At 31.7% G+C, this 10,439-nt stretch carries 11 protein-coding genes and 1 tRNA gene; 6 read left to right on the forward strand and 6 right to left on the reverse strand.

The genetic code is table 11. The features are described 5' to 3' along the window. From SULYE_RS02520 to SULYE_RS02530, 3 genes are all read right to left on the reverse strand, one after another. The coding region (locus SULYE_RS02520; RefSeq protein ID WP_007546189.1) for a diadenylate cyclase at positions 1-548 on the reverse strand (548 nt) is incomplete at its 3' end. Next, a complete protein-coding gene (gene folP / locus SULYE_RS02525) occupies positions 541-1,611 on the reverse strand; it encodes a dihydropteroate synthase (RefSeq protein WP_007546190.1) in 1,071 nt (356 codons plus the stop codon). The genes SULYE_RS02520 and folP, both read right to left, overlap by 8 nt. 780 nt (positions 1,612-2,391) lie before the next feature. Beyond that, positions 2,392-3,306 (reverse strand): lytic transglycosylase domain-containing protein, encoded by a 915-nt coding sequence (locus tag SULYE_RS02530; protein WP_043989043.1) that lies wholly within the window; start codon positions 3,304-3,306, stop codon positions 2,392-2,394. A gap of 95 nt (positions 3,307-3,401) precedes the next feature. Here SULYE_RS02530 and SULYE_RS02535 point away from each other — a divergent pair. The 3 genes from SULYE_RS02535 (at position 3,402) to mtnP (ending at position 5,062) form a co-directional block, all read left to right on the forward strand. Further along, positions 3,402-3,475, forward strand: a tRNA-Ile gene (locus tag SULYE_RS02535). A gap of 27 nt (positions 3,476-3,502) precedes the next feature. Continuing rightward, complete coding sequence (locus tag SULYE_RS02540; RefSeq protein WP_007546192.1) at positions 3,503-4,213, forward strand: zinc ribbon domain-containing protein; 711 nt, start codon at positions 3,503-3,505, stop codon at positions 4,211-4,213. Between the two features lie 9 nt (positions 4,214-4,222). Further along, the gene (mtnP, locus tag SULYE_RS02545; protein WP_007546193.1) at positions 4,223-5,062 is read left to right on the forward strand and encodes an S-methyl-5'-thioadenosine phosphorylase; all 840 of its coding nucleotides are present in this window, start codon (positions 4,223-4,225) and stop codon (positions 5,060-5,062) included. Here mtnP and SULYE_RS02550 read toward each other — a convergent pair. The 3 genes from SULYE_RS02550 to SULYE_RS02555 form a co-directional block, all read right to left on the reverse strand. Beyond that, positions 5,055-5,984: a ferritin-like domain-containing protein gene (locus SULYE_RS02550; RefSeq protein WP_007546194.1), complete on the reverse strand. Its 930-nt coding sequence runs from the start codon at positions 5,982-5,984 to the stop codon at positions 5,055-5,057. The two genes, mtnP and SULYE_RS02550, sit on opposite strands and share 8 nt — an antisense overlap. 485 nt (positions 5,985-6,469) lie before the next feature. Further along, positions 6,470-6,613, reverse strand: coding sequence for a hypothetical protein (locus SULYE_RS08320; protein WP_007546195.1), 144 nt, complete (start codon positions 6,611-6,613; stop codon positions 6,470-6,472). A 26-nt stretch (positions 6,614-6,639) separates the two neighbouring features. Further along, complete coding sequence (locus tag SULYE_RS02555) at positions 6,640-8,070, reverse strand: NAD(P)/FAD-dependent oxidoreductase (RefSeq protein ID WP_007546197.1); 1,431 nt, start codon at positions 8,068-8,070, stop codon at positions 6,640-6,642. A gap of 170 nt (positions 8,071-8,240) precedes the next feature. Here SULYE_RS02555 and ygfZ point away from each other — a divergent pair, with 170 nt between their 5' ends. The 3 genes from ygfZ to SULYE_RS02570 all read left to right on the forward strand — a co-directional run. Further along, positions 8,241-9,149 (forward strand): CAF17-like 4Fe-4S cluster assembly/insertion protein YgfZ, encoded by a 909-nt coding sequence (gene ygfZ, locus SULYE_RS02560; RefSeq protein ID WP_007546199.1) that lies wholly within the window; start codon positions 8,241-8,243, stop codon positions 9,147-9,149. Continuing rightward, on the forward strand, positions 9,142-10,104 hold the full coding sequence (locus tag SULYE_RS02565) for a two-component system sensor histidine kinase NtrB (RefSeq protein ID WP_007546200.1): 963 nt from the start codon (positions 9,142-9,144) through the stop codon (positions 10,102-10,104). The genes ygfZ and SULYE_RS02565 overlap by 8 nt, the downstream gene beginning before the upstream one ends. Before the next feature lie 6 nt (positions 10,105-10,110). Then, positions 10,111-10,439 (forward strand): response regulator (locus SULYE_RS02570; RefSeq protein WP_007546201.1); only part of this gene is annotated, 329 nt, incomplete at its 3' end.

The raw sequence follows: 10,439 nt of genomic DNA on the forward strand, positions 1-10,439 counted from the left end.
GCAAATGCTATTTTCTTTTCTTTTATTATTACTGCTCCATCATGTAAAGGTGTCTGTGGTGTGAATATGGTTATGAGTATTTCTGGTGTAATTTCTGCATCTATTCTAACGAATCCTTCAATATAATTTGTCAAATCAACCGTCCTTTCAAACACGATCAAACTTCCTATTTTTCTATCTGCCATAAATAAGCATGCCCTAATTACGTCATCAACAACTTTTTTATTTGATGGTGATAAAAATTTGAATATTCCTTTTTCTCCAAGCTTAGCCAATCCTCTTCTTAGTTCTGGTTGGAATAAAACCACGATAATAAATATTCCAATACTCCATAAGTTTTCAAAAATCCACCCTAAGGTTTCAAATTGAAAGATTTTTGCTACAATCCAAAAAAGTAAAAGAATGAGTAAACCTATTAGTATTTGCCATCCTCTTGTTCCGGCTAAAAATTTAAGAAGGTAGTAAATAATTATAGAAACTATAAGAATATCTAATACATCAGTAAATCTTATGTTTAAAAGCGTTTGTATAATTTCTGTTTCATTCAATCTTGTATCCTCTGATTGTGTCTAATATGGTTAAAAATTCTGCTGTTTCTTTTACATCATGAACTCTTACGATATGTGCTCCTTTTAAAACTGCGTAGGCTGTTGCTCCAAGGGTTGCCGGTAATCTTTCTTTCGGCAAAGTATCCGGTCTATTTAATAGATTTTTTAAGATTATGTTTAAGAATGATTTTCTTGATATGCCTATCAGAATTGGTAGTCCAAGAATTTTAAACTCGTCTAATCTTTTGATGATTTCAACGTTATGCTCGACTTTTTTCCCAAATCCTATTCCTGGGTCTATGATAAACCTGTCTGGTTTAATTCCTCTTGAAATTCCAAAGCTGATTTGATTTTTAAAAAATTCTATAATTTCATAAACAACATCATCATAGTAAATCTCCTGTGTTTGCCATGTTTGCGGCGTTCCTTTTATGTGATTTATAACAATATGACAGTCGTGCTTAGCTACTACGTCAGCCATTTTATCGTCAAAAGTCATTCCGCTTATGTCGTTGATTATGTCAGCTCCTTCACTTACTGCAATGTCAGCAACAGTTGATTTATATGTATCAACTGATAACAAAAATCTATCTCCAAGATTTTTTCTGATTGCTTGGATTACTGGAATAACTCTCTCTATCTCTTCATCTGCTGAAATTGGCGTAGCTCCCGGTCTTGTAGACTCACCACCTATATCAATAATATCTGCTCCATTTTCAAGCATAAACTCTACCTTTTTAAGGATTTTGTTAATATCTTTATAATCTTCACTACCATTTGAAAATGAGTCAGGAGTAACGTTGATTATGCCCATTATGGCTGTCTTGATTCCAAGATTTAAAAACTTTCCATGATAATTTAGTTTAAAATGCTCTTTTTTAAGATTTATCCACTGCTGAGTAAGTTCTTTAGCTTCTTCTTGCCTTTTATTTGCTATAAGATTTTGAATCAGCTCTTTAAACTGCTCTTCAGTCTCAATAACGGCTGGCTTTAAATATGGGTCTTTAAATTCAATTTTAAAAATTTTTTTATCTATAGGCTTGATTACAGGAAAACTCTTCATTGATGCTCCTTTTTTGCGAAAAATTGGGATATTATTATAGCATTCAAAGGCTTGGGTGAAGAAGTAGAGATGTTATCAATGAGGAATGTTATAGCATAGAAAAGATTTTATATAACCTGAAAGGTTTAGATGTAATAATTAAATTAAGTTTTAATTCAGAAATAAAATCGCAAAAATCTTCTTTAATTGCCATTCTCAAAAAAGTTTCAGAATTTTAACTCCTCATAGTTAGGCTACAAACAAGAAAATAAAGAAAATAAAGAAAATCAATAAATTCCATCTTCTACCGTTTCAATTCCTCATAGGTAGACTATAAACACTTTTTGGAATGAAGACAAATACGAAGAGTTTGCAATTCAACTCCTTATAGGTAGGCTACAAACTAATAAAGTATACGAAAAGAGAAGCATCTGAGGTTATAAGTCAATTCCTCACAGGTAGACTACAAACCCGTCAGCTTTTAACTTAAAAATAAATTCGTAAAAACCTTATTCAATTGCCAAGGTATAAAACATTATACCAAATTTTTAAAAAATCCGCAAGTTGAGGTTTTTGCAGCAAACCTCGATATACAGAAAATATAAAGACTGCTCCAAAATTCTTGTAATCTTATCTTTCCTTGTTATCCCGAGGCCTCTGGCTGAAGAATCTCATCTTTTAATTTTTTGACTTGAAAAGAAAACAGGAGATTCTTCGCTTCACTCAAAATGACAATGTCGGTTTTTGGAAGGCCCTCATATTATTTAATTTTTCCACAGATCTATTCTCTGAATCAAAAATTTAAACACTATCATCAAGTAGAGCTTTTACAAGTTTACCATAACCTTTTGGTACATATAAATTATATTCTTCTCCATCGTTAGGTATTCTTTTTTTCAATAAGTGAGGATTTAATTTATCTAAGGTTTCTCTTTTAATATAAGTTAATTTTGATATTTCTTCAAAAGTATATCCTTTATTTACTTTTACAATATCAAAGTTTACATCTTCTTTATCTAATCCTTTTTTCTTAATTATTTCTGTCGTTGCTTGAGCAATTGCGATAAAATTTAAAACATATTCTTTTGTTTGTTTTGGCAAGAAATTTTTAATGCTACTAAATGAATTTCCATGATAGCTAACTTTTGTAATTACTTTATTATGACCGGCGTTATAACTTGCAAGAACTAATTGCCAATCTCCAAAAACAGAATAGAGTTTTTTAAAATATTTTACTGCCGCAAGTGTAGATTTTATAGGGTCTAACCTTTCATCAACTTCTTCGCTTACTTTTAGCCCAAAATTTCTTGCAGTTTCAGGCATCAATTGCCATAAGCCTGCAGCACCTTTTGGTGATTTTGCCATAATTTTGTAATTGCTTTCTATAATAGGAACTGCTAAAAGTTCCGGTGGTAGATTATGTTTTATTAAAATGCTGTAAATTAAAGGAATAACATTTTTACCATTTTCAATGTAAGATTCTAACTCTCTTCTATGCTTTGAAATATAATCTTTTTTCCTCTTTTCAATCTCAGCTTTAAATAGCTCATCTTCTGATTTTTTTAAGTAATTTTCTAAAGCTTTAATATCTTTAGAGTTTTCAAGCTTATCTTCAACAGCTGAGCTTATATTTTTCGGCTCCAAAGTTTCTGCTTTTAAAACATTTAATCCTATTAGTAAAACCATAAAATATGCGTATTTCAATACCTTCATCATCGTATTACCTCCTTAAGTATAGGTTATTATAAACTAATTTTTTCTAATTGACAACCCCTTGAAAATATATTATATTATTAATTCCAAAAGCAAAGGGGCCCGTAGCTCAGTTGGTTAGAGCAGACGGCTCATAACCGTCCGGCCGGGGGTTCGAGTCCCTCCGGGCCCATAAATCTAAAATTACATCGGAGAAAGAATGGATAGTGTTACAGCATCAAAATTATTAAACCTCCAAGAACTTGATAACCAAATAGAAAGCATAAATTCAGAATTAGAAAAAATTCCAGCAGAAATAGAAAAACTCCGAAAAGAAATCGAATCTTTAAAAATTAAGCACGACCAACTTATCCATAGAAAAAAAGAGTTAGATTTTCAAAAAAAAGAAAAAGAGTTAGACATTCAAACATTTCAAGACAGAATAGCAAAGCTTGAAATAGCTTTAAATAAAGTAAAAAGTAATGAAGAGTATAAAGCTCTGCTGAGAGAAAAAGCTCAAGCTGAAGAAAATATCATTCATTTAGAAGATGAAATTATTCAATTAATGGAAGAGATAGAAAATTTAGCAAAAGAGATTAAAGAGTTTGATAAGATTAGAGAAGAAAAAATAAAAGAATTAGAAAATGAAATTAAAGCCTTAAACTCCAAAAAAACTCAATTAGAAGAAGAGCTTAATAAGCTAATCACACAAAGACAAGAATTAGTCAATACCATAAAACCACAAGCTTTAAGTCAGTACGAAAGCATCAAGAAAAGAGTAAAAAATAAAGTCATAGCGATAGTTGAAGACCAAGTATGCACCGGCTGTTATATGGTAATTCCGCCAAAAATATTTACAGAACTTTTAAAGTCGGAAAAATTATTTACTTGTCCTAACTGTGGTAGATATCTATTTTATGAGTCTAAATAAGGAGTTATTATGTTAGGGATAATAGGTGGTAGCGGACTATACCAAATTGATGGAATTAAAATCTTAGATGAAATAGCAATAGAAACGCCTTTTGGAGAGCCATCAGATAAATATATCATTACTGAGTATGAAGGTAGAAAAGTAGTTTTTTTGCCAAGACATGGAAAAGGTCATAAATACCCACCACATTTGATAAATTTTAGAGCTAATATATGGGGGTTTAGAAAGCTTGGAGTGAATAAAATTTTATCTATCTCTGCAGTTGGTGGAATTAATCCAAGTTTAAAACCCGGGGATTTTGTGATATCTGACCAGTTTATTGATTTTACTAAGTCAAGAGTTCAAACTTTTTATGAAGGTGTGTGCTCAAAAAATGATGATACTGAAATAAAGGACGAAGTTTCTGAATTTTTAAAAAATAAAAGAGTTGTTCATATAGATGTAACAAACCCCTTTTGCCCGGAAATGAGAGATGTTCTGATAAAAGTGTGTGATAAAAATAACTTTCCTTTTCATCAAAAATGTGTTTATGCAGCCACAGAAGGACCAAGGCTTGAAACATCAGCTGAAATAAAATTTTTAGGATTAATTGGTGCTGATATAGTAGGGATGACACTTGTGCCAGAGATTGTTCTTGCAAGAGAGTTAAAAATGCATTTTGCTTCTATCAGCGTTGTGACAAACCTTGCAGCAGGTATATCGCAAAATAGATTAACGTCTGACGAAGTTGTGGAAATGATGAAAGAAAAGAATGAACAAATAAAAACTGTCGTGTTAGATTTTATAGAAAATCTTCCAGAAAGATTTAATTGTGAATGTGAAAATGTGCTAAAAGGAGCCGCTATTTAGCTCCTTTTTTAAATAAACTGCCAACAGTAAAAGCTGATATTATTTTAGAATGTTCTTTTTCTGTAAGGTCGCTTCTTTCTAAGAAGGCTTTTAAATCTTTGTAATGTATTTCCCTTTTTGAGATTCTTTCTAAAATCCATTTTAAGCTTTCTTCTTTGGTTTTTTCTGAAAGGTCTTTAAACTCTTGAGAAGATATATTTTCTTCTTGGACATTGTATTCTACTATTTGATTAATTTGATTAAACTTTTCAACTTTTGGTAAAGATACGTCAATTTCTATTCCATTCTCTGTTAGTTCTTCGGCTATCCAGCCAAAGTGTTTCATTTTATCTATGGCTTTTTGTTCTAATTCATCGCTTAAATGGGGATTCTTAAGTCTTGTTATGAATGATTGGTAAAGCTCTTCTAAAATCTTCTTGTATTGTTTTTGTAGTACTGTATTTAATAACTGTGCTATTTCCATTCTCTCTTGCTCAGCTTGTGAAGAAGATGATTTGATTAATTGTTTTAAATTCTCTTTCATTTTTATAAATATTTGGCTATGTGCTGTTTCATCATTTATGACTCTTGAAAGAATTTTTTTACTCGATTCATCATTTATATCATTTAATTGGTTTGAATATTCTTTAATTGCCATTAGTTCTGAATCAATGTTAAGCTGCATTAATTCCTCTAAGGTTGGAGCATGTAAGAAGACCGATGCTCTTTCAGAAATTGCAGGGTCTCCCCCAAGCTCAACAACTTTGTGGGCAAACATTCTTAGATGTCTCATCTCTTCTCTGGCTATTTCTTCAATTTCATTTTCCGTTTCAGCTTCTCCAATTGTGTAGGCATGAAATAAATACTGAATGATTGCGCTATGCTCTAAGGCTATATTGTAGTTGAAATAATTAATTATTTTTTCTCTTTCTATGTCTTTCATTTTTTATCTCCTGTTTTTGTTTTTCTTTCTAATAATAATGCTTTAATTTAAAAATGTCAATTCAAAATTGAGGGTGTTCAAAAATTTCTGTAAATTTTGCCTTTCCTCGTCATAATTAGAACGAAGGCTGAAGGATCTCATCTTTTGATTTTTTACTTGAAAAGAAAAACAGGAGATTCTTCGCCTGGTTCAGAATGACGACGTGGATCTTGCAAGCAGTCTCTACTGAAGGAAAGTAGAAAAGAAAAAAGTTAGTAAATAACATTATAAAGTTATGCAACAAGAAAAATGTATGTAAGTGAATAAGTGGTATGAAAAGCGTTGAATGTTGTAGTAGCGGTTTATAGACTGACCATACATAGACAATTTAAGAATTGACTATACACAATATGCCTAAGATTGTAAGATGGACTTTTTCATGATGTAAGTCTTAAAAGAGATTAGATGTAAGTAATAAAAGCCCCCTTAATGGGGGCAAAATTCTATTAGTGAGTTTTATATCCTTTATCTGCTTCTTTAACTAATTTTAAGAAATGGAACGCTAAGCTTATAGCTCTAAAAAACTGAGATATTAAAGAGTGCATTTTTCTTCTATCTGAATCTGAAAATCTAAATTTTGCTTGAGCCATTTATAATCCCTCCTTTTAAGATTTTTTCAAGGTATTAATTTCCAGAAAGGCTTGCCTTGTAATTTCCATAAAAATGCATAGTGTAAGCCGAGCTTGAACCATGCTCCAGCTTTTCCTGGTTCTGCAACACATAAATCTAAATCTCTTCCATATTCGCCATATTTAGCTCTATTTCTTACAACCGGAAAGATTGCAATCGTTCCTGCCATACCGTCAAAGATTCCGTTTTTCATCGAAGCAACGCATAATCCCGGTGTTTCTGCCATTGAAGCTGTATTTTGAGGTTCTCTTCCTTCAATCATGTCAACAATATTTAACGCTGCTGCTTTTCCAGTTAACTCTGCAGTATAACCTGTTCTTGGTGGGGCTGGTGCTATTATTGTTCCATTTGGAGATTTACCCGGTTTTGATATAGGTCCGGGTGGAGCAAAAGCAATACCGGCTGCAAAAATGTTTTTATAGGTAGGGTTTTGATATGTTTTAGGCCAATCTGGACCGTCTAATTCTTCATAAGGTTTTCCATATACAGCATCAACTTTTACAAATCCAGCCGGGTTACACATCTTATCTTTTATATCATTACCATCTTTATCTATCCATTTAATTGGCTGTCCTGCAAATGGTGGAAGGAGCATTGCAAAGTCATATTCTATTTCTTTGAACTCTCCGTCTAAGTTTTCAATGTATATTTTCTTTTCATCAACTTTATGAACATGGCTTCTGATTTCGTAGTTAATTCCATAATCGTAGAATATACCTTCTGCCATCATTTCTGAAGTAAAGATCAATGAGCCCTTTTTAGCTTCGAGTCCGTCAATTCCAAAATCTCCAAGCTTTGGTTCATTGGAAAGCCATATTAATTCAACTTTATCCCTTAATCCTCTATCAACAAGGTCCTTATGGACGTTAGTGATAAACTCAAATCCTGCACCCTGACAAGTACAAGTGCCATGTCCTGTTCCGATAACGATTTTAGCTTTATCGCCTTTTTCTAATCTTTTTACAAGTTCTAAATAAGCTTTGGCAGTTTCTACAGCGTGAGGAGGTGTACAAACAGAATACGTATAGCCTTTATCCGGACCAAGTCCTGGAGTAGCATCAAAGTTTAACTTAGGGCCTGTTGCAACAAGAAGATAATCGTAATTCAATCTTTTTTCTTGCTCAGATCCAACCGGCTTTATCATAACATAGTTATCATCCGGATGAACTTCCGTTAAAAATGCTCTTTCATACTTAATCCCAAATTTGTCGTATACAGGCTTTAGTGGAAACTGGGTTTTCTCAACAGGCATCTGTCCAACACCAACCCAAATTAGAGATGGAATGTAATTGAATGTTTCGTTAGGTGTAACCACTGTTATTTCGTGATTACCATTTTTTGGCTTTAGCCTGTCTGCTAAAATAAGAGCCGCATAATGTCCTGCAAATCCACTTCCTGCAATCACAATTTTTGCCATGACTACAACCTCCAAATTTCTTAAAAAATTTAATAATTTTATCATACACCTATAAACATTAGTTAGCAACAACTAACTGTATAAAACAAGTGCAAATTTAAAAAAATAATAAGAAAAATCATTGATTTTTATCAATATTAAATGAATAATATCAAAAAAGGAGGACAAAAATGAATTGGATAAAGCTAAAAAGAAATAAAATTTTGGTTAAAGGTAAACAGTCAAAGTTAAATCTTAAAGGTATTAAAGAAGAGCATACAGCTTTTTTACAAGGTATTTTAACAAACAATATAGCTCAGCTTAATGACAAAGAATTCAATTACAACCTTATGTTAGACCATAAAGGTTCTCCTATTTGGGATTTTTATGTTTTTAAAGACAACGAAAACTACATTCTTGACTTTGAGTGTGATAGAGATGAAGTATTCAACAAATTAAAACAGCTTAAACTTTCTTATCAAGTCTTTTTTGAAGTTTTAGAACTTGAGCATATCTACATATTTGGAGAAGATAGTGAAAAGTTTATACAACAAACATTTAATGAAGTGCCGGAGAGATTTAAATATCTAAAATCAGAAAATATCTACATAGCAAACAATCCTTTAAGATTAGGACAAAAAGGTTTTGATATATTCGGAAACCTTGAATCTATTAAATCAAGCCTGCCAACAGATTTAAAAATAGATGAAGGAAAGTTTGAAAATTTGAGAATCAACAACTGTATTCCAAAAATTGGAAAAGAGTTGGTAGAAAAAGTCCTCCCCCTTGAAACTAACATTTGGAAATATGCCATAAGCCTAAACAAAGGATGCTATGTAGGACAGGAGGCTATAGCAAGAGTGTATTTTAGAGGTAAGCCACCAAGGGTTATGGTAAAATTTAGCTTTGATAATGCATTAGATGAAAATGAAAAAGTGCTTCTAAACGACAAACCGGTTGGATTTATAACTTCTGTTAATATTAAAGATAAAACTGCAATCGGTTTTATATTAAGAAATATAGCAGAATCTGACAAAGAGTTAAAAAGCAGTCAGTCAGTGCTTAAAATTTTAAGTATATGCCAGGAGCTAAATGTTTGAAAAGGAAATTTTAGAAAGTATCTTAGAGCCAATAACAGTTTTAGATTATAGCGGAAGGATTTTATACTCAAATCAAGAGTTTGAAAACTACCGGTCTATTCTTGGCAGAAAGCTAAATAAGCTTTTATCAGATATTATCAACTTAAAGTATGTAAAAGAAGGCATTCCGGTTAAAAATCTATATAAAGAGATAGATGGGTACAAATTTTTGATTGACATCTTTCCATACGAAAATGATAAAGTCATACTATTGTTAAGAGATATCACAAGATTTTACAATCTTGAAGAAGAATCAAAAAGAGAAGGAACTTTATATGCTTTTTCTAAAATGCTTTCAGAACTTTTCCATGATATGAAAGGGCCGATCACCGGAATCAAAGCAGCAGTCCAATATTTAAAAGACAATCCGGAAGATAAAGAGTTATTAGATGACATATTATACGAAATAAAAAGAATTGAAGAGTTTATAAATCAAATAGCATACTTAAACAAACCGGAAAAGCTAAACCTCTCAAAAGAAAACATTCATAAGCTGATAGATAATGTAATAGCAAAATTTAGCAAAATTTATTCAGAAGTTGAGTTTGTGAGAAAATACGACCCAAGTTTACCGGAAATAAAAATAGATAAAAATCAAATACTAAATGTTATAGAAAATCTCATAAAAAATGCTCTTGAAGCTATCAATTTTAAAGGAAAGGTAGAAGTAGAGACCGGAATTTCTTCTGATGAAATTTACTCACCAAAAAGAAATAAAATATCTATAAAGATAAAAGACTCAGGTCCGGGGATTCCCGAAGATATGTTAGATAAACTTTTTATTCCATTTTATACAACAAAAGAGTTTGGAACAGGTGTTGGACTTGCAAGGTCATACAAAATTGTAAAACAGCATAAAGGTATATTAAGATATATAGGCAATTCAACCTTTGAAATAATCTTACCCATTGAGTGAGGAAAAATGCTAAAAGCTTTAATCTTTGAAGACGAAAAAACCACAAGAAATGTACTAAAAAGAATATTACATAAAGAAAACGTTGAAGCATACGAATTTGAAGAAGCACCAAAAGATTTAAACGTAATATCACAGTACAAACCGGACTTTATATTTTTAGATATTGGTTTAAAAGGTTCTAATGGGCTTGAGCTGCTGAAGAAAATAAGCACGTTGGAAGACTATCCGTACGTTGTAATCATTTCCGGTCACTCTGAGTATAAATATTTAATTGAAGCAATGAAGCATGGAGCCTATGACTACATCATAAAACCATTTGATATAGAAAGGATAAA

Origin of the sequence: Sulfurihydrogenibium yellowstonense SS-5 (assembly GCF_000173615.1) — a bacterium.
Lineage (GTDB): Bacteria > Aquificota > Aquificia > Aquificales > Hydrogenothermaceae > Sulfurihydrogenibium > Sulfurihydrogenibium yellowstonense.